Source organism: Marinobacter sp. H13 (assembly GCF_059072335.1).
The window spans coordinates 833,894-851,671 of sequence record NZ_JCACRU010000001.1 but is presented as its reverse complement, the minus strand read 5'-3'; the positions used below and the strand labels follow the sequence as shown (position 1 = coordinate 851,671).

The following is a 17,778-nucleotide window of genomic DNA, read 5'->3' as shown; positions in this document are numbered from 1 at the left end:
CTCATTCATGACAGGCGTTTAACTCTACGTGTACTGGAAAACGGATACCATAGAAATACCGGATTGGGACAGGCACTCACTTCTGGACAGACTCGAACCCTTCGACCCGACCCGCTCGCGTGATCTTAGTGATGAAATGGTGGCCTATTGTCGTTTTTATGGGCTGGATCTCTGGGTGGAACATCCGGACGTTGCTTATCATCAGGGTTACGTCAAAGCCTGCGGTCATGAAGTCATGGTGCATTATTTCCGATTGCCGGACCAGTCAACAGAGCGTGGCACGGTGTTCATTCTGCACGGCTATTTCGACCACGTCGGGTTGTACAGTCAGTTGATCGATCGGTGCCTGGGAGCCGGGTTTGATGTGCTGGCCTACGATCAGCCCGGCCATGGCCTTTCCAGCGGCACGCCCGCAGCCATTGGCAGTTTTCTTGAGTATCAGGGCGTTCTGTCAGACGTGATGGCTCAGGTCAGGGACAAGTTGCGTCAGCCCTGGTTCGCGGTTGGGCAGAGCACCGGTGGAGCGATCCTGATTGATTATCTGTTGTCCAACCATCACAGCCAGCAAACCTCCGACTTCCGGAAAGTGGTGCTTCTGGCGCCCCTGGTGAGGCCGGCCGGCTGGTTGGGCGCAAAAATACTGCATAGCATGGTGAAGCCGTTTATTTCCCGCTGGCGCAGGGTATTTGCAGAGAACAGTGGCAACGGTCGTTTCCTCAGGTTCTTGAGGGAGTACGACCCGCTTCAGGCGAGGGCAGTGCATGTCGACTGGGTGAGTGCACTCCGAAAATGGGTCCCCCACATTGAATCTGCGCGGCCGGTCGACTTTCCGGTGACCGTCGTGCAAGGTGAGAAGGATCTGACAGTCGACTGGCAACACAATTTGCGTATTATCCGGAATAAATTTTCCTCGGTTGAGGAACGGAAAATCCCTGACGGACGTCATCATCTTGTGAACGAAGCTCAGGATTTGCAGGCAACCGTATTCAATACCATTATTGATACATTCACGAACTCGGCGGAAAAGACCCGTTAAACGGGTTGGCTGAAGAAACCAGGCACAGGAGAAAGCTGTGAAGAAGATGATTCTTGTATTTATGGTGGCAACTTTCGGTCTCGGCGGTTGTATGACCTATGACCCCTACACCGGTGAAGAGAAAACTTCGAATGCGACCAAGGGAAGCATCATCGGCGCTATTGGCGGTGCGGCTATCGGTGCGGCAACCTCCAGCAAGAGTGACCGCGGAAAAGGTGCCCTGATTGGTGCGGCCAGCGGCGCGGCCATTGGCGGTGGCGTTGGTTACTACATGGACAAACAGGAAGCCGAGCTGCGTCGCCAGCTGGAGGGCACTGGTGTTCGCGTGGTGCGCAACGGCGATGAGATTGAACTGGTGATGCCAGGCAATATCACCTTTGATCTGAATGAATCGAGCATCAAGCCGTCATTCAGCGGAACACTGGAATCCGTGGCTCTGGTGCTGAAGGAGTATGACAAGACCATCATCCAGATTGAGGGGCATACCGACAGTTCCGGCTCTGACAGCTACAACCAGCTGCTCAGTGAGCGTCGCGCCTCATCCGTGCGTGACTTCCTACTGAACCAGGGTATTGAGCCGAAGCGTACCCGTGCTGTTGGCTACGGCGAACGCTACCCTGTTGCCTCAAATGATACCGCGGCCGGCCGTGAGCAGAACCGTCGTGTTGAGCTGACGCTGGTGCCCATGCAGTAAGCAGAGCGTTCGCAGCCATAAAAAAACCGGAGCAAAGGCTCCGGTTTTTTTGTATCTGGCAATGAATCAGAACAGTACGCGGCAGCGAATGGTCCCTTTCACTTTGAGCAGCTTTTCCTGCGCCAGTTCGCCGTACTCTTTGTTCACGTCGACGACAACATAGCCGATGTCTTCCTTGGTCTGCAGATACTGGCCGCAAACGTTGATGCCATTCTCTGCAAACACCTGGTTGATCTCTGACATCACGCCGGGAACGTTCTCGTGGATATGCAGCAGACGGTGCTGATTGGGGTGTGACGGCAGAGCGACTTCCGGGAAGTTCACGGAAGAAACCGACGTGCCGTTGTCGCTGTACATGGCCAGTTTTTCTGCCACTTCCCGACCGATGTTTGCCTGGGCTTCGATGGTGGAGCCGCCAACATGCGGGGTCAGGATGACATTGTCGAACTCCCGCAGCGGAGAGACAAATTCCTCGTCGTTGGATTTGGGCTCAACCGGGAATACGTCAATGGCAGCACCCAGCAGTTTACCGCTGCCCAGAGCATCGGCCAGGGCGTCGATGTCCACCACGGTGCCGCGGGAGGCATTCATGAGAATGCTGCCGGGTTTCATCTGGGCGAACTGCTCGGCCTTGAACATGTACTTGGTGGCCGGGGTTTCCGGTACGTGCAGGCTGACCACATCGGCAATGTTGAGCAGCTCCTGGAGCGTACCTACCTGGGTGGCGTTGCCGATCGACAGTTTTGAGACGACATCGTAGAAGTACACATCCATGCCCAGGCCCTCGGCCAGGACGCTGAACTGGGTGCCGATGTTGCCGTAGCCGATAATGCCCAGTTTTTTGCCACGGATTTCATAGCTGTCCTTGGCGGATTTCAGCCACTCGCCGCGATGGGCCTTGGCGTTTTTCTCCGGGACACCGCGCAGGAGCAGAATGGCCTGGGCGAGAACGAGTTCCGCGACGCTCCGGGTGTTGGAGAAAGGCGCATTGAAAACGGCAATACCGCGCCGGGTGGCCGCCTGCAGATCCACCTGGTTGGTGCCAATACAGAAGCAACCCACAGCCACCAGCTTCTTGGCGGCCTCAAATACTTTCTCGGTCAGCTGGGTGCGGGAACGGATGCCGACGAAGTGCGCATCGGCAATCTTCTCGATCAGCTCTTCCTCGGCCAGCGAGTGAGACAGGTACTCAATGTTGGTATAGCCCGCAGCATTCAGCGTATCAATGGCAGATTGATGCACGCCTTCCAGCAGCAGGATACGGATTTTGCTCTTCTCAAGAGACGTATTTGACATGGGCTTGCTTCCGAACCTTTCGTCACGTGAAATGACCCGTGGCCAGTGATCGTCAGGGCTGGCTCACAGAACAGGGGCGGTATGATACCATAAACAAAGATTTTCACAGCGCGCCGGTTTGCCTGAATCAACTGTCTGTGATTCCTGTTGCAGGATGCTCCGGCCCAAACCTGACGAGACCGAAAAATTCATGAATTCTGAACAGATCATTGCTTCTCTCAAAGACCTGATGGCCACCGGCGACGCGCCCGGCAAGGTGCTGACCGACCCGGCAGATCTGGATACCTACGGCAAGGACTGGACCAAGATCTACCCGTCCAAGCCCCTGGCGATCGCATTGCCCAAGACCACCGAGCAGGTGCAGGCGCTGGTGAAGTTCGCCAACGAGAATCAGGTGGCGCTGGTGCCCTCTGGCGGCCGGACAGGTCTGAGTGCCGGTGCTGTGGCCGCCAACGGTGAGGTGGTTGTGGCGTTCGACAACATGAACCAGATTCTGGACTTCAATGCCAGCGACAGGACGGTTCGGTGTGAGGCCGGTGTTGTGACCGAGCAGTTGCAGAATTGTGCTGAAGACAACGGTCTTTACTATCCGGTTGATTTTGCCTCCGCCGGTTCCAGCCAGCTCGGTGGCAACCTCTCCACCAACGCCGGCGGTATCAAGGTAATTCGCTATGGTATGAGCCGGGACTGGGTTGCCGGCCTCAAGGTCGTGACCGGCAAGGGCGATATTCTGGATCTGAACAAGGATCTGGAGAAGAACAACACGGGTTACGATCTGCGTCATCTGTTCATCGGCGCTGAGGGCACACTGGGCTTTATTACCGAAGCCACCATGAAATTGTCCCGGAAGCCGGATAACCTGACGGTGCTGGTGCTGGGTCTGAATGACCTGACCAACACCATGGATGTGCTGCAGACTTTCCAGAAAAAGATTGATCTCACCGCCTACGAGTTTTTCTCCCATCAAGCCATGGGACACGTGCTGGCCCACGGTCAGGTTCAGGCGCCGTTTGAAACCGAGGCGCCGTATTATGCGCTGCTGGAGTTCGAATCTGTCTCCGATCAGGTGATGGACGATGCCATGGCTCTGTTTGAACAATGCGTGGAGAACGGTTGGGTGCTGGATGGCGTGATCAGCCAGAGCGAAACCCAGGCCCAGAACCTCTGGCAACTGCGCGAGCGCATTTCCGAGTCCATCGCGCCCCGCACGCCCTACAAGAATGATATTTCCGTGGTCGTATCCAAGGTGCCGGGCTTCCTGCAGGAAATTGATGCCGTGGTCACCGAGCACTATCCGGATTTCGAGATTATCTGGTTCGGGCACATCGGCGATGGCAACCTGCACCTGAATATCCTCAAGCCAGAGGACATGGCCAACGAGGATTTCTTCGAGAAGTGCCAACAGGTCAACAAATGGGTGTTCGAGATTGTCGAGCGCTATCAGGGCAGCGTGTCAGCCGAGCACGGCGTGGGTATGACCAAGAAGCCTTATCTGCAGTACACCCGTAGCGAGGCAGAAATCGCTTACCTGAGGGGAATCAAGCAGGTATTCGATCCCAACGGAATCATGAACCCGGGCAAGATTTTCGACTGATGCAGGATCATATCGTAGTGCTGACAGGCGCGGGCATAAGCGCCGAAAGCGGTCTCTCCACCTTCCGGGACAACGGTGGGTTGTGGGAGCAGCACAGCGTCTACGATGTGGCTACGCCCGAGGCGTTTGCGCGCAATCAGGAGCTGGTGCTGCGGTTCTACAATGACCGACGCCGCCAGCTCGCCTCTGCCCAGCCGAACCGGGCCCATCAGCTGCTGGCGGAGCTTGAGCAGCGCTACCGGGTCACCGTGGTCACCCAGAACGTGGACGATCTTCACGAACGGGGTGGCGCGAGCAACGTCATTCACCTTCACGGTGAGCTTACCAAGGCGCGCAGTTCAAAATATCCGGAGCTGGTTTATGACATCGGTTATCGTGATATTAACCCTGGCGACACCTGCGACCGTGGCGCCCAGCTTCGTCCTCATATTGTCTGGTTTGGCGAGGAAGTGCCCATGCTGGACAAGGCTGCAGAAGTTGTCCGCACGGCCGATCACCTGCTGATCGTGGGAACGTCTCTGCAGGTATACCCGGCTGCAGGACTGGTTTACGAAGTGGACAGAGATGTCCCCATCACCGTGATTGACCCGGGCGAGCCGGCGTCAGTGTCACGGGCCCGGTTTATTCGCAAGGGTGCCGTCGAGGGTGTTGCCGAGTGGGTTGCCCATTACCTGTAGGGTTCAGGCTTTCAGGTACCTTTCCAGTTCTTCCCTGAACGCGGCCTGAACACCCAGCCGCTTCAGCATCCAGTAATGACCGGCAATCATCCGGTCGATAAAGATGCTTTCCACCGGCGGCTTGAAGTAGTCGAGGTATTTGAACACGGTGCTGGTTTTCTCGGCCACGCGCTTGTGGATGTCGGCTTCTGCGAAGTTATAGGGCACCTCCCGATCCTCAAAGGGCACCACCAGAATGTCCCGCCACATAGCGTAGTAGGCTTCATCCACGGCTGGCTGGCTTCCGACACGCGCGCCCAGGTCAATCAGATGACGGTCAAGCGCTTCGTAGTCTTCCTCGAGGGCAGAAACCAGGGCGTTGCGGTAGGCGGCGATGATTTCCGGTTTCAGCTTCTTTACGCAGCCGAAGTCGTACATGACGATGGAGCCATCAGGCCGGTAGGCGAAGTTGCCGGCGTGGGGATCGCCATGGATGCACTGGAAACGGAAAAGCTGGTCCGCCATGAGCATGAAGATCCGGTGACCTATCAGGTTGATGGTGTCCTGGTCGTACCGGTCTCTCGTAACCTTGCTGACGTGATCTCCCTCAACCAGTTCCATCGTCAGGACACGTCGGGTTGAGTGGCTCTTCGCCACGGAAGGGATGAGCACCCAGGGCTGATCCTTGTGAAACTCCCGAAAGAGTTCGATATTTCGTGCTTCGTTCTCGTAATCCAGTTCTTCTTTCAGTCGCTCCCGGATTTCGGCGAACAGCCGGTCGACCGACTCCTTGGGCATTTTCAGCAGGCCGCCCAATCTCAGTGCCATGCGCAGTTGCTTGAGATCTGAATCGCAGGATTCGTCCACGCCGGGGTACTGGATTTTCACAATAACATCGGTGCCATCGTGGAGTCTGGCGCGATGCACCTGGCCGATGGAAGCCGCAGCGTAGGGTGTCTCCTGCAGGTACTCGAAAAGCTCGGAGACCGGTTTGCCCAGTTCCGATTCGATCTGCCCCACGATGACCTCAAAAGGCATGGGCGGGGCTTCTTTCTGAAGCTTCTCGAGCGCGTCCGAGAATTCCTTGGGCAGAAAGTCCTGGGTCTGGGAAGCGATTTGCCCGACTTTCATGACCGCCCCTTTCAGCTCGCCCAGGGTATCGGCGATCTGGTCGGCCATGCGTGTGTAGCTTTCGCTCTGCGCGCCCTCGTCATTTTCTGAGCGGAACAGGCGGCGCGCACGCTGGCCGGCATATTGCCCTGCCACAGAGGCAGTCATGCCAGCGAGTTTGAAGAAGCGACCACGTCGGGAGGTTACCGGTTTCTTTGCCATAAACAGATGTACGCCTTTGACCGGATTTGGGTTTAGCCGGCCCTGCACGTTAAACCACTTTGGTCTCCACGAACAGCAGGTCTTCCAGTTCAAGCGACAGGGTCTGGCCAGAAACCAGCGGGCCCACGCCTTTTGGTGTTCCTGTCAGCACCACATCGCCGGGCAGCAGAGTGAACTGGCTGCTGATGTGAGCGATCAGGGGAATGATGGGGTTGAGCATATCGCCGGTATCGCCGGTTTGCTGGCGGTTGCCATCAATGTCCATTGTGAAGTGAATGGGGGCATCGGGAAACTTATCGGCCGCGACAAACGGCGAAAGCGGACAGGCACCATCGAACCCCTTCGCTCTTTCCCATGGCTGGCCTTTTTCTTTGAGTTTGCCCTGTAGATCCCGCAGAGTCAGGTCCAGTGCCAGACCGTAGCCCAGTATTGCGGATTCGGCTTCGCTGGCTGAAGCCCGGGTCAAGGGGCGACCGATCAGAACCGCCAGTTCGGTCTCGAAGTGAACCGCCCCCTGGTCTCTTGGAAAATCCAGGGGGCGGGTGATATGCACCGCCGAGGTTGCGGGTTTGATGAACAGCAGCGGTTCATCCGGCACCGGGTTATTGAGCTCCCGGGCATGCTCGGCGTAGTTGCGACCAATGCAGACGATCTTTCCCAGTGGCAGATGGACGGGTGTGCCATCCTTCCAGTGGTGTTGGTAATCCGGCATGGTCGCCTCCTGATTGCTGTTGATTATTCCCCTTCAAACGAGCAAACAGTATAAACCTGAAGGCCTTCGTCCTGCAGCTTGCGGGAGCCGCCGAGATCGGGCAGATCAATCATGGCTGCCACTTCCACAATTTCCGCGCCAATCCTGCGGATCAGACGGGTCGCGGCGAGCATCGTGCCGCCAGTGGCAATCAGATCATCCACCAGAACCACGTTGTCGCCCGGCTTGAAAGCGTCCTTGTGCAGCTCCACGGAGGCGGTACCGTATTCAAGCTCGTAGTCCTCCACCAGCGTATCGAACGGAAGCTTGCCTTTCTTGCGTACCAGTACCAGGGAGGCGTTGAGCTCATAGGCCAGTGCCGAGCCAATGATAAAGCCGCGCGCATCCACCGCTGCCACGGCATCAATCTTGTGGCCGTGGTAGCGGTGTACGAAGGCATCAATCAGTTTACGGAAGGCAGTCTTGTCCTGCAGTACCGTGGTTATATCGCGAAAGGCCACGCCCGGCTTTGGCCAGTCCGGGACCGTGCGAATGGCCTTTTTGATGCTTTCAGAAAAATAATCCATAAACGTTCCGGTAAATGCCCTGGAGGCGGATCAGGCCGCATCCAGGAAAATGAATTTCAGAACAAACACAACCGCAATGATAACAACACTGGCGTTCAGATCTGCCCAGCGGCCACTGAGTGCCTTCAGAATGGCGTAGGTGATGAATCCCAGGGCGATGCCGTTGGCAATGGAGAAGGTCAAAGGCATCATCAGGGCGGTGACAACAGCCGGGGCTGCATCAGTGACATCCTCCCAATCAATCAGTTTGAGGCCGCTGGCCATCAGAACCGCCACGTAAAGCAGTGCCGGTGCGGTGGCGTAGGCAGGGATGATGCTGGCGATCGGTGACAGCAGCAAACAAGCAAGAAACAGCGCGGCAACCACGACAGCGGTCAGGCCGGTTCGGCCGCCGGCGGAGATGCCCGCGGTGGATTCGATGTAGCTGGTGGTGGTTGAGGTACCGAGGGCGGCACCGGACATGGTCGCAACCGAGTCCGACATCAGGGCCCGGCCAAGGCGCGGCAGTTTGCCGTCCTTGTCGAGGAGACCACCGCGCTGTGCGGCGCCGATCAGGGTGCCGGATGTATCAAACAGATCGACGAACAGAAACGCAAAGATCACGCTGACCATGCCGATATTCAGGGCGCCCGCCAGGTCCAGCTGCATGAACGTCGGCGCTATGCTCGGGGGTGCTGAAACCAGACCGTTGTATTCCACCATTCCCAACGCCATGGCAACGCCGGTAACCGCAATAATACCAATCATGACCGCGCCGGTTACCTGGCGGAAGGACAGTGCGCAAATCAGCACGAAGCCGCCGAAAAACAGCAGGCTCTCTGCCATTTTCACTTCACCCAGCCCCACAAGCGTGGCGGGGTGATCCACAACAATGCCGGCATTCTTCAGGGCGATCAGGGCCAGGAAGAAGCCAATGCCCGCGGAGATGCCGAAGCGCAGGGACATGGGAATGCTGTTGATGATCCATTCCCGCACCTTGAAGATGCTCAGCAGGAAGAACAGGAAGCCGGAAATGAACACCGCTCCGAGCGCTATCTGCCAGCTGTAGCCCATGCTGCCGACGACCGTGAAGGAGAAAAAGGCGTTGAGCCCCATGCCTGGTGCCATGGCGATCGGGTAATTGGCCCATAGCCCCATGATCAGGGTGCCGATCACGGCTGCAAGACAGGTAGCAACAAAGACAGCCCCGAAATCCATGCCGGTCGATGACAGGATGCTCGGGTTGACCACGATGATGTACGCCATGGTCAGGAAGGTGGTAATGCCCGCAACCACTTCTTTACGAACAGTGGTGCCGTGGGCCTGGAGTTGGAACAGTCGTTCAAGCATGACGGGTGTCTGCCTCACAGGATGCTGAAAGTTTGTGTTTGGGGGGCTGGTCTGGACGGAATTCTTGAATTGCGTGAAAAAACGGCAATATTACCGGCTCAGCCTCCTGAGGCCAAGGGATGATTGACAGTTCGTCAAAGCGAATGTGGCGTTAGTTGCTGTGAGAGTCACGCTGGAGCCGGATATCGAAGCGGACCGCCAACATCCGCACGATGACGATAAAAAGCAGGCCAATGGTCAGCGGCAGGACCTCGTTGTCGAGGAACCACTGGCAGACAAAGTACAGCCAGCATCCGGCAAATGAAATCGAGGCGTAGATCTGGTCTTTGCGAAAAATATAGGGGACCTCGTTACAGAGGGTATCCCGCAGGGCGCCGCCAAAGGTGCCCGTCATCACTCCCAGCAGGGAAGCGACAAACCAGGAATGTCCCAGATCCAGGGCCAGTTGGGCGCCAAGGATGGAAAAAACGCCGAGTCCGATGGCGTCGGGGAACACAATTCTTGACTCCCGCAGCCGCTCTGCTTTTTTCCAATAGCTGAAGACAACCGCCATGGCCAGAATCAGCATCGGTTGCTCTTCGTGCTTGATCCAGTAAAGAGGGTGGTTGTCCATGATCAGGTCGCGCAGGGTGCCACCCCCGAGTGCCGTGATGAAGCCGATGGTAAATACGCCCACAGGATCCATATTTTTGGAGCGCGCCACGATCATGCCGGAAATCGCAAACGCGACGATTCCAACCATTTCAAGCACGTAGATGATGTCGATCATGGCGAGCCCCGAGATAGGCCAGGAGTGGCCGGATGCCTAAAGTCAAAGCGCGCAGGATAGCGAAAAAGCGGATGGCTTTCACCTGAGGCCAGATAGGTGTCAGGAAGCGCGGGCCTCCGGACTGTGATCCATAGCGACAGTTCTGAACGTATCTTGCATTCAACTTACCTGTATCCTGTTGTACGGAGTTGCTATGTCCCTGATGCGCCTGGCCTATGCCAGTGAAGCCACGTTTGAAGCCAAACCGGTGGAAAAGGGTGTTGAACCCCACGTTGCACGAATTCTGATGACCTCCCGTAAGAACAATGCCAAAGACCAGTTGGTCGGTGGCCTCTACTACGGAAACGACCGGTTTTTCCAGTATCTGGAAGGTGAAGAGGACGCCGTCCGTCGCACGTATGACAGGATCCTGAAGGATGACCGCCACCGCAACATCGTCACCTTGATAGAAGAGCCCCTCAAGAGCCGAACGTTCAGTAACTGGTCCATGAAATACGTGCCGCTTTCGAGGGACGTTCGGGCATTTCTGGATGATCAGGGACTTGAATCCTTTGATCCGGCCGCGTTCACCTCTGAACAGTGTGAGAAAATGATCGAGCTCGTTCGCAACTCCAGCCAGGAACAGAATCTGTCTACCCGTGATGATCCTAAATCTGTCGGCGACGCGCCTCAGGTGCTGTCCTCAGGAATGAAAACTGGCCTGATTGTGGCCGGGGTGGTTTTGGTTGGCGCTCTCGTGATCGGCGGGACCATGCTCTGAATGGACTCGCGCTGAGAAATAAGCGCCGCTTATGCGCTTAGATAAAAGAACTTTATTTGCTTCATGTTAAGACTCTGTTTAGCTTGACGGATAACAATCACAGGCGCCTGTCGCCTGGAATCCGATCAAACAAAAACGGAGCACTCATGAAAGCCATCCTCTGCAAGGAATATGGTCCGGCCGAGAAGCTGGTCATCGAAGAAGTTCCCAGCCCCGAAGTGAAAGGCCGCGGTGTCAAAGTGCGCGTTAAAGCCGCCGGCCTGAATTTTCCGGACACCCTCATCATCGAGAACAAATATCAGTTGAAGCCAAGCCTGCCTTTTTCCCCGGGTGGCGAAATGGCGGGTGAGGTTATCGAGGTTGGCGACAAGGTAACCCGCTTCAAGGTAGGCGACCGTGTTGCTGGGCTGACAGGTTATGGCGCCTTTGCCGAAGAAGTCATCGTGCCGGAGCAGAATCTTCTCCCCGTCCCCGATGGCATGTCCGACGAGAAGGCTGCGGCCTTCACCATGGTTTATGGGACTTCCTATTATGCCCTCAAGCAGCGCGGCAACCTTCAGCCTGGCGAATCGCTTCTGGTTCTGGGCGCCAGCGGTGGCGTGGGCCTGGCAACGGTTGAGCTCGGCAAGGCCATGGGCGCAAAGGTTATTGCAGCCGCCAGTTCGGCGGAAAAGCTAGCGGTTGCCAAGGAAGCTGGCGCCGATGAGCTGATCAATTATGCCGAAGAGCCTCTTAAAGACGCGGTGAAGAAGCTTACTCACAGCAAAGGCGTGGATGTCATCTACGACCCCGTAGGCGGTGACTTCACCGAACAGGCTCTCCGCGCCATGGCCTGGAATGGCCGCCACCTGATCATCGGCTTCGCGGCCGGCGAGATTCCGAAAATCCCGGCAAATTTGACTCTTCTGAAAGGTTGTTCCGTTGTTGGCGTATTCTGGGGCAGTTTCACTCAACGCGAGCCGGAAGCCAGCGCCCAGAACATGATGGAGCTGATGAAGCTCTATGCCGAGGGCAAGATTGATCCGAAGATCAGTGCCGTCTATGACTTCGAGGATTACGCCTCTGCCCTTGGAGCCCTTACTGAACGCAAAGCGACTGGCAAGGTTGTGCTTAAAGTCGGCTCCTGAGTTTTATCGAAGCCTGAAAGCTTTGGGAGGTTGCCGGTTGGAAGCACCTCCCAAAAACCGCTACGAGCACATCCATGTGCGCTTGGCGTCGGCCATCCATGGCCGCCGACATTTTTGGGAAGTGCTTCCAACCGGCAACTTCTGGAATCAGTGGTATCTCTGAGTATCAAGACTATAACGCAATAGCCCACCCTCACCAATCCGCTAATCCATAAGGCTAGGGCCCAGACAAAAGGCCAATCATCAAAACCGGACCGAACCCGAGTCAATCTCCGAAACCAGCTCCGGCGTCAGCAGGGTATACCCATCAGTCCCGGGCAACCAGGCATAGACTTCCTCGCCGTCCCTAAGCGAATAGCCCAGCTTCTGGATATCCACCTTGCGGTATTTGAAGGTTCCGGTTTTCTCGATGGCGTGGGTGATGCGCACAAACACCGGTACTGCATAGGCCGGCAGATTGTCCCGCAGATAGGCGAATAATCTGTTCACATCGAACTCTTGGCCATTACTGTGGGGAACCAGGGTCACCATGCCGGCCTTACCGTTGGAGCCGGGGATCTCGACGCCGTAGACGATGGCTTCCTCGACCATCCCCGAGCCGTCGATGATGTTTTCCACTTCCGTCGTTGAGACGTTTTCGCCCTTCCAGCGGTAGGTATCGCCCATACGGTCGACGAACTGCAGGTGGCCGCACCCGATTTCCTTCAGGACATCGCCAGTGTTGAACCAGGCGTCCCCCTTCTTGAAAGCGTTGCGGAGGATCGATTTTTCCGTGGCCTCTTTCTGGGTGTAACCCTCGAACGACCATTTCTTGGTGATCTCGCCGATCAACAGGCCGGGCTCGCCTTTTGCGACTTCCTGCATGAAGCCTTTTTCGTTACGAACTGGATCCCGTGTGCCGTCGTGGAATTTCACCAGCTTGTAGGGGGCGGTGGAAAAGCCCACGGTGTTGTCCATATTGAAAAAGTTGCTGAAGCCGATGTTGCCTTCGCTGGAGGCGTAGAGCTCTGCGACTGTCTCTATCCCGAAGCGCTGCTTGAATTCCTTCCAGATGGAGGGGCGGAGGCCGTTGCCGATCATTTTGGTGAGGCTGTGGTTCCGGTCCTGTTCGCTGGGTGGCTGGTTCAGCAGGTAGCGGCAGAGTTCGCCGACGTAGCCGAAGGTGGTGGCGTGGTAATAGCGAACGTCGTCCCAGAAGGCGCTGGCGGAGAACTTGCGGCGCAGGGCAATGGCGGAGCCGCCGGCCAGGACGGACCCCCAGCAGACCAGCAGAGCGGTGCCGTGATAAAGGGGGAGCGTGCAGTAAAGAACGTCCTCCGGCTTCATGGCCAGAGACATCAGGCCAAACCCGCCGTAGGCCATTATAAATTTGCGGTGTGAGCCCGGGGCGGCCTTGGGCAGGCCGGTGGTGCCGGAGGTGAACAGGTAGATGGCGGTATCGCCCATTTTCGGCGCATCGCTCAGAACCGGGGCGTCGCTGTTGAAGGTGCTGACCTGCGCGGCCATGTTGGCGTAACCGGTCGGTGCGTCCCCAAAGGCGTTCAGCGTGTTGGTGTCTGCCAGAAACTGGAATGGCTGGGGATGGGCGGTCTTGAGATCTGTCTTTATGCCGTCGAACGCTTCGATCAGTTTCTCGCCAACCACCACCATTTTGGGCTCGATCAGGTTGATGCTGTGTTCGAGTACCTTGCCTCTCTGGGAGGTGTTGAGCATGGCGCAGGCGACCCCGAGTTTGGCTGCGCCGGCTACCACGGCCAGCAATTCGGGGCGGTTTTCAAGGAAGATCGCAATGGCATCCCCTTTGGCAAGCCCCTGGTCCTGCAGGTAGCGGGCGATGCGGTTAGCCCAGCCATTCAATTCGCTCCATGTGATCGAGCGGTCTTCAAACAGAATGGCGGGCCGGCTGCCCAGGTTCCGGGCGTTGTTCTCGATGAGTGTGCCGAGCGTAAGCTCACGGTTCTCGTTTTTCAGGGCATAGTAATACAGCCCCCGGGTTATGGCCGGCAAACGCCGGAATATTCCGGGCAGGCTGCGGGCAATGTCCAGTGCGGATACGTTGTCTTGGCTCATGGTGTTTCCATTGGTCCCTTTTATTGTGTGGACGTTGAGCCCGGAACAACGCATGCCTCGGGTTCAGTCCAGAAACAGGTCCGGCATCAGGGGCTTATCGCCCGGCTCATACCGGTAATGATCGAAGTCGGTGATACCGTCCTGCCGTAGCAGCTCCTCGTCGATCAGGTTCTGACCAGTCATGGTTTCAGACGACCGGTTGAGGATGCTGACAGCGGCATCGGCCATGATGTCCGGCTTCCTGCCCTGGGCCATCATCTGGGGCCCGCCAACTTCAAATTCGATGGCTGCCGTGGCAATCAGCGTTTTCGGCCACAGCGTGTTAACCGCAATGCCGTACCGCCTGAACTCCTCTGCCATGCCCAGGCTCAGCATGGTCATGGCGTATTTGGTAGTGGTGTAAGGGCCGTACTGGGCGAACCACCGGGTATTCAGATTCAGAGGCGGCGACAGGCTCAGGATGTGAGCCCGGTCCGACTGTTTCAGCCAGGGCAGTGCGGCCTGGCTGCAGGCCATGACGGCCCGGGCATTGACCTGATGCATCAGGTCGTACCGGCTGACCTTGAGGTTTTCCACACCGGTTAGCCGAATGGCGCCTGCGTTGTTTACCAGTGCGTCGATGCCGCCAAAATGCTCGCCGGCCTCATCAATGCGCTGGCGGATCTGCTTTTCATCCCGGACATCCAGAACCAGCGGTAGCGCTTTGCCTCCAGCATCCCGAACTTCCTCCGCCACCGTATGGATCGTGCCTGGCAGCTTCGGATGAGGCGTGTCTGATTTGGCGGCAATCACTACGTTCGCGCCCTGACGGGCGGCGGCGAGGGCGATGGCCCGGCCGATGCCACGGCTGGCGCCGGTGATAAAAACGGTACGATCACGCATGGTACTCATGCCTCGTTCTCCTGTTCGGCCGTCTCGTTGGCGGTTATCTGGACCAGTAACTGACTGCGTTTTACCTGGTCGCCTTTGCTCGCAAGAATCTCGGCGACTCTGCCGTCGCGGTCTGCTTTTACCGGATGCTCCATCTTCATGGCTTCCAGTATCACCAGCGTATCGCCCTGGTGAACGCTCTGACCAGCTTCAACTAACACATCAATGATGGCACCATCCATGGTCGCCTGGATGCGACCGCTGCCCGCGCCACCAGCAGTCCTGGCTGGTTGGTGGGTAACATCGCGCACCGACCAGGATTGCCCGAACGCCTGCAAATATAGGGAATCGCCCTGGCGGTGATATTGGCAGGCCTGACGAACGCCGCTGTCGATAATGCACAAATGGCCATCCCTCTGGCTCTCAAGTACCAGGGAATGCCGGGTTTCGCCCATACTGACAGACAACCGGCTGCCGCTGCGGGTCACCAGTAGCTCGACAGTGGTGTCGCCGGTTTCCAGCTTGATGGGGGTCATGGTGGCCGGCGCATTGCTCCAGGCGCTCTGGCCCGAAATGTCATGGTCGAGCACGCAGGCGGCCAGGGCCAACTGGCGAATGGTCAGGTTTTGCGGCTGAAGGGACGGATCGTCCTTGAAGGCCTGCTGCAGGAAGGCCGTGGTCGCCCCGCCGGCCCCGAAAGTCTCGTCTGCGATAATCCGGCTCAGGAAATGGCGGTTGGTGGTCACGCCGAACACGGTTGTGTCCTCAAGCGAGCGGATCAGCCGCCGGCGGGCTTCATCCCGGTTTTGGCCCCAGGCAATTACTTTTGCCAGCATCGGGTCGTAGTGGGGAGTGATAGCATCTCCAGATCGTACCCCGGTATCAAACCTTAAACCTTCGCCTTCGGCTGGTTCAAAGGCGTATAGCGGTCCGGTCTGGGGTGTGAATCCGTGGGCAGGGTCTTCTGCATAGAGTCGAACCTCAATGGCATGGCCATTCAGGTGAATATCGTCCTGGCCGAGCGGCAGCGGGCGTCCCTCAGCCACGTTGAGCTGCCAGGCGACCAAGTCCTGGCCGGTAATGAGTTCGGTGACCGGATGCTCTACCTGCAGGCGGGTGTTCATTTCCAGAAAGTAGAAGTTTCGGTGCTTGTCGACCAGGAACTCGACGGTGCCGGCGCCTTCGTAGTTGCAGGCCAGAGCCGCTTTGACTGCAGCCTCACCCATGGCCTGTCGTAGTTCCGGCGTGACAAAGGGGGAGGGTGCTTCTTCCACTACTTTCTGGTGTCGGCGCTGTACTGAGCAGTCCCGTTCGCCGAGGTAGACCGCATTGCCGTGGCGATCCGCAAACACCTGGATTTCCACGTGGCGGGGCTCAATCACGGCTTTTTCCAGGATCAGTTCGTCGTCGCCGAAGGCCTGTTTTGATTCGGAACGGGCCCGTTTGATGTTGTCGGCCAGTTCGGATTCACTCTCAACCAGGCGCATGCCGCGGCCACCACCGCCGGCAGAGGCTTTGATCATGAGGGGGTAGCCGATGTCTTTGGCGGCGGTGATCAGTTCGTCGTCGTTGGCGTTGTCGCCTTCATAGCCAGGCACCACTGGCACGCCGGCCTCCTGCATGGCGATTTTGGATCGGCGCTTGCTGCCCATGAGTTCGATGGCCGAGGCGGGAGGGCCAACAAACACCAGGCCGGCGTCTTTGCAGGCGTTGGCGAAGGCGGCATTCTCGGAGAGGAAGCCGTAACCCGGGTGGATGCAGTCGGCGCCGGTTTTGCGGGCGGCTTCAAGAATTGCATCGCTGTTCAGGTAGGAGGCGGATACCTGTGCCGGGCCAATGCAGACGGCCTCGTCGGCGAGTTCCACGTGCATGGCCCTGGCGTCGGCCTCGGAGTAGACAGCTACGGTGCGGTAACCAAGGGCTTTCGCGGTGCGGATGACGCGGACTGCGATTTCGCCGCGGTTGGCTACTAGTAGTTTCTTTAACATGTTCTTGTTCTCTCCTTTGGAGTAAGCCGCGAGGCTGAGTGCCGTCTGGCTTCCAGAAAACCGCTACGAGCACATCCATGTGCGCTTGGCGTCGGCCATCCATGGCCGCCGACATTTTCTGGAAGCCAGACGGCACTCACCCTCGCTCCGCATCAGTCCGATTCGCTTGCCCAGGCTGGTGGACGTTTTTGCATGAAGGCCATGGTGCCCTCCGTTCCTTCGCTTCCCCGGATGGCTTCCGCAAATTTTTCAGCCGCGCTGTCCAGCAAACCGCTCATGGGTTCATGGCCAACCCTGTGTAGCAACGCTTTGGTTTCTGCCGTGGCAACCGGTGCGCAGTGGCGGACACGATCCAGAGCGCTTGTCAGCATCTCTTCCAGTTCATCCTCTGAAGAAGCCGCCTGGTGAACGATGCCAAGACTGCATGCTTCGTTCGCATCGATTCTCAAACCGAGCAGGGCCAGCCGCCGGGCCTGAGTGAGGCCGATTCGTTCAACCACAAACGGCGCAATCTGGGCTGGAATCACGCCGAGGGAGGTTTCCGGCATGCCGAACTTGGCGCTCGGCCCGGCGATGGCGACGTCGGAAGCGCAGGCCAAACCGAATCCACCGCCCATGACGGCGCCTTCGGTGATCGCGATGACCACTTTCGAGGATTCGTTGACCTGTTGAATCATCTGACCGAAAGCGCGGTTCAGACGATAGAACGGGTCCGCCTCACCCTCGACCGCTTTCTGGCCGCGGGCTCCGGCCATGTCTTTGATATCACCACCGGCGCAGAAGTGCCCACCGACGCCCCGGATGACGACGGCGCGAATGTGCAGGTCGTTTTCAATCTGGGTGAACACCGCGGACAGTTCCGCCACCATCTCGAGGCTCATGGCGTTGCGCACGTCTGGTCGGTTGATGGTGATAAACAGGGTGGGGCCCTGTTTTTCCAGAATCAGTGTTTCGCAATGTGGTACCTGGCCCATAAATG

At 57.6% G+C, this 17,778-nt stretch carries 16 protein-coding genes; 6 read left to right on the top strand and 10 right to left on the bottom strand.

Going from position 1 to position 17,778, the window contains the following annotated elements; translation table 11 throughout:
- Positions 1 to 28 precede the first annotated feature (28 nt).
- The gene (locus tag AC5JQH_RS03940) at positions 29 to 1,036 is read left to right on the top strand and encodes an alpha/beta hydrolase (protein WP_008174039.1); all 1,008 of its coding nucleotides are present in this window, start codon (positions 29 to 31) and stop codon (positions 1,034 to 1,036) included.
- Between the two features lie 46 nt (positions 1,037 to 1,082).
- A complete protein-coding gene (locus AC5JQH_RS03935; RefSeq protein WP_227507921.1) occupies positions 1,083 to 1,730 on the top strand; it encodes a YiaD family glycine zipper/OmpA-like lipoprotein in 648 nt (215 codons plus the stop codon).
- 66 nt (positions 1,731 to 1,796) lie between these two features.
- Here the strand turns inward: AC5JQH_RS03935 and serA are convergent, their stop codons facing one another.
- Positions 1,797 to 3,026 carry a phosphoglycerate dehydrogenase gene (serA, locus tag AC5JQH_RS03930; protein ID WP_273157980.1) on the bottom strand — a complete coding sequence of 410 codons (1,230 nt, stop codon included), beginning with the start codon at positions 3,024 to 3,026 and terminating at the stop codon, positions 1,797 to 1,799.
- A gap of 190 nt (positions 3,027 to 3,216) precedes the next feature.
- Between serA and AC5JQH_RS03925 the strand changes: the two genes are divergently transcribed.
- Both AC5JQH_RS03925 and AC5JQH_RS03920 read left to right on the top strand, forming a co-directional pair.
- Complete coding sequence (locus AC5JQH_RS03925) at positions 3,217 to 4,620, top strand: FAD-binding oxidoreductase (RefSeq protein ID WP_273157979.1); 1,404 nt, start codon at positions 3,217 to 3,219, stop codon at positions 4,618 to 4,620.
- Positions 4,620 to 5,297, top strand: a complete 678-nt coding sequence (locus tag AC5JQH_RS03920) for an SIR2 family NAD-dependent protein deacylase (RefSeq protein WP_008174047.1) — start codon at positions 4,620 to 4,622, stop codon at positions 5,295 to 5,297. Before AC5JQH_RS03925 ends, AC5JQH_RS03920 begins: the two co-directional genes overlap by 1 nt.
- A gap of 3 nt (positions 5,298 to 5,300) precedes the next feature.
- Here the strand turns inward: AC5JQH_RS03920 and AC5JQH_RS03915 are convergent, their stop codons facing one another.
- From AC5JQH_RS03915 to AC5JQH_RS03895, 5 genes are all read right to left on the bottom strand, one after another.
- Complete coding sequence (locus tag AC5JQH_RS03915) at positions 5,301 to 6,608, bottom strand: ABC1 kinase family protein (protein ID WP_008174049.1); 1,308 nt, start codon at positions 6,606 to 6,608, stop codon at positions 5,301 to 5,303.
- Between the two features lie 49 nt (positions 6,609 to 6,657).
- Positions 6,658 to 7,320, bottom strand: a complete 663-nt coding sequence (locus AC5JQH_RS03910; RefSeq protein ID WP_053112736.1) for a fumarylacetoacetate hydrolase family protein — start codon at positions 7,318 to 7,320, stop codon at positions 6,658 to 6,660.
- A gap of 23 nt (positions 7,321 to 7,343) precedes the next feature.
- Positions 7,344 to 7,886, bottom strand: coding sequence for an adenine phosphoribosyltransferase (locus AC5JQH_RS03905; RefSeq protein ID WP_008174054.1), 543 nt, complete (start codon positions 7,884 to 7,886; stop codon positions 7,344 to 7,346).
- A gap of 30 nt (positions 7,887 to 7,916) precedes the next feature.
- The gene (locus tag AC5JQH_RS03900; protein WP_493805319.1) at positions 7,917 to 9,215 is read right to left on the bottom strand and encodes an NCS2 family permease; all 1,299 of its coding nucleotides are present in this window, start codon (positions 9,213 to 9,215) and stop codon (positions 7,917 to 7,919) included.
- A gap of 151 nt (positions 9,216 to 9,366) precedes the next feature.
- The gene (locus AC5JQH_RS03895; protein ID WP_008174057.1) at positions 9,367 to 9,984 is read right to left on the bottom strand and encodes a trimeric intracellular cation channel family protein; all 618 of its coding nucleotides are present in this window, start codon (positions 9,982 to 9,984) and stop codon (positions 9,367 to 9,369) included.
- Between the two features lie 193 nt (positions 9,985 to 10,177).
- On the opposite strand from AC5JQH_RS03895, the gene AC5JQH_RS03890 reads away from it, so the two are divergent.
- Positions 10,178 to 10,744, top strand: coding sequence for a BLUF domain-containing protein (locus tag AC5JQH_RS03890; RefSeq protein ID WP_008174059.1), 567 nt, complete (start codon positions 10,178 to 10,180; stop codon positions 10,742 to 10,744).
- A 146-nt stretch (positions 10,745 to 10,890) separates the two neighbouring features.
- The gene (locus AC5JQH_RS03885; RefSeq protein WP_008174060.1) at positions 10,891 to 11,871 is read left to right on the top strand and encodes an NADPH:quinone oxidoreductase family protein; all 981 of its coding nucleotides are present in this window, start codon (positions 10,891 to 10,893) and stop codon (positions 11,869 to 11,871) included.
- Between the two features lie 243 nt (positions 11,872 to 12,114).
- Here the strand turns inward: AC5JQH_RS03885 and AC5JQH_RS03880 are convergent, their stop codons facing one another.
- The 4 genes from AC5JQH_RS03880 to AC5JQH_RS03865 all read right to left on the bottom strand — a co-directional run bounded on the left by AC5JQH_RS03880 (position 12,115) and on the right by AC5JQH_RS03865 (position 17,773).
- The gene (locus tag AC5JQH_RS03880) at positions 12,115 to 13,941 is read right to left on the bottom strand and encodes a long-chain-acyl-CoA synthetase (RefSeq protein ID WP_493805318.1); all 1,827 of its coding nucleotides are present in this window, start codon (positions 13,939 to 13,941) and stop codon (positions 12,115 to 12,117) included.
- 63 nt (positions 13,942 to 14,004) lie between these two features.
- The gene (locus AC5JQH_RS03875) at positions 14,005 to 14,832 is read right to left on the bottom strand and encodes an SDR family oxidoreductase (protein ID WP_088556694.1); all 828 of its coding nucleotides are present in this window, start codon (positions 14,830 to 14,832) and stop codon (positions 14,005 to 14,007) included.
- A complete protein-coding gene (locus tag AC5JQH_RS03870; protein ID WP_053112734.1) occupies positions 14,829 to 16,799 on the bottom strand; it encodes an acetyl/propionyl/methylcrotonyl-CoA carboxylase subunit alpha in 1,971 nt (656 codons plus the stop codon). The genes AC5JQH_RS03875 and AC5JQH_RS03870 overlap by 4 nt, the downstream gene beginning before the upstream one ends.
- 152 nt (positions 16,800 to 16,951) lie before the next feature.
- Positions 16,952 to 17,773 (bottom strand): enoyl-CoA hydratase/isomerase family protein, encoded by an 822-nt coding sequence (locus AC5JQH_RS03865; RefSeq protein WP_493805317.1) that lies wholly within the window; start codon positions 17,771 to 17,773, stop codon positions 16,952 to 16,954.
- Positions 17,774 to 17,778: the final 5 nt, after the last annotated feature.

Bases quoted from the DNA above. Each gene is read 5' to 3' on its own strand.
- AC5JQH_RS03905 (WP_008174054.1), bottom strand. From the start codon at position 7,886: ATGGATTATTTTTCTGAAAGCATCAAAAAGGCCATTCGCACGGTCCCG.
- AC5JQH_RS03880 (WP_493805318.1), bottom strand. From the start codon at position 13,941: ATGAGCCAAGACAACGTATCCGCACTGGACATTGCCCGCAGCCTGCCC.
- AC5JQH_RS03865 (WP_493805317.1), bottom strand. From the start codon at position 17,773: ATGGGCCAGGTACCACATTGCGAAACACTGATTCTGGAAAAACAGGGC.
- AC5JQH_RS03875 (WP_088556694.1), bottom strand. From the start codon at position 14,832: ATGAGTACCATGCGTGATCGTACCGTTTTTATCACCGGCGCCAGCCGT.
- AC5JQH_RS03890 (WP_008174059.1), top strand. From the start codon at position 10,178: ATGTCCCTGATGCGCCTGGCCTATGCCAGTGAAGCCACGTTTGAAGCC.
- AC5JQH_RS03910 (WP_053112736.1), bottom strand. From the start codon at position 7,320: ATGCCGGATTACCAACACCACTGGAAGGATGGCACACCCGTCCATCTG.
- AC5JQH_RS03925 (WP_273157979.1), top strand. From the start codon at position 3,217: ATGAATTCTGAACAGATCATTGCTTCTCTCAAAGACCTGATGGCCACC.
- AC5JQH_RS03885 (WP_008174060.1), top strand. From the start codon at position 10,891: ATGAAAGCCATCCTCTGCAAGGAATATGGTCCGGCCGAGAAGCTGGTC.
- AC5JQH_RS03870 (WP_053112734.1), bottom strand. From the start codon at position 16,799: ATGTTAAAGAAACTACTAGTAGCCAACCGCGGCGAAATCGCAGTCCGC.
- AC5JQH_RS03935 (WP_227507921.1), top strand. From the start codon at position 1,083: ATGATTCTTGTATTTATGGTGGCAACTTTCGGTCTCGGCGGTTGTATG.
- serA (WP_273157980.1), bottom strand. From the start codon at position 3,026: ATGTCAAATACGTCTCTTGAGAAGAGCAAAATCCGTATCCTGCTGCTG.
- AC5JQH_RS03915 (WP_008174049.1), bottom strand. From the start codon at position 6,608: ATGGCAAAGAAACCGGTAACCTCCCGACGTGGTCGCTTCTTCAAACTC.
- AC5JQH_RS03920 (WP_008174047.1), top strand. From the start codon at position 4,620: ATGCAGGATCATATCGTAGTGCTGACAGGCGCGGGCATAAGCGCCGAA.
- AC5JQH_RS03900 (WP_493805319.1), bottom strand. From the start codon at position 9,215: ATGCTTGAACGACTGTTCCAACTCCAGGCCCACGGCACCACTGTTCGT.
- AC5JQH_RS03895 (WP_008174057.1), bottom strand. From the start codon at position 9,984: ATGATCGACATCATCTACGTGCTTGAAATGGTTGGAATCGTCGCGTTT.